Annotated in this window: 1 protein-coding gene; it reads right to left on the bottom strand. The window is 61.8% G+C overall.

Annotated elements, in window-relative coordinates:
- Positions 1–510 (bottom strand): hydrolase (locus NV64_RS15795; RefSeq protein WP_233209003.1); only part of this gene is annotated, 510 nt, incomplete at its 3' end.
- Between the last annotated feature and the right edge of the window lie 3 nt (positions 511–513).

Consider the following 513-nt stretch of genomic DNA (forward strand, 5'->3'; position numbering starts at 1 on the left):
TACCGCGTCGTAGGTCTCTTTGCGCGCCCAGTCACGCTGGTACTCCAGCAGCACCTGCTGCCAGGTCACCGGCACCGCGCCCGCCTGCACCATGCGGTCAATCGAACGCTCGTGGGCGTCGACGCTGGTGCCGCCGGACGTATCGGTCACCACGTATACCTCGAAGCCCTCTTTCAGCGCCATCAGCGCCGGGAAGGTCAGGCACACCTCGGTCCACAGGGCGGAGATAATCAGCTTCTTACGGCCGGTGGCTTTCACCGCCGCCACGAAGGCCGCATCTTCCCAGGAGTTCATCGAAGTACGCTCAATCGGCTGCACCTCCGGGTGCACCGCCAGCAGCTCCGGCCAGATGTAGCCGCTGAAGCTTTCGGTTTCCACCGAGGTGTAAATGGTCGGAACGTTGAAAATTTTGCCCGCTTTGGCCAGCGCCACGGTGTTGTTTTTCAGCTGCTGGCGGTCGATGTTGGCGACGCCGAACGACATCTGCGGCTGATGGTCGATAAAGATCAGGGT

Source organism: Erwinia sp. B116 (assembly GCF_002865965.1).
Lineage (GTDB): Bacteria > Pseudomonadota > Gammaproteobacteria > Enterobacterales > Enterobacteriaceae > Erwinia.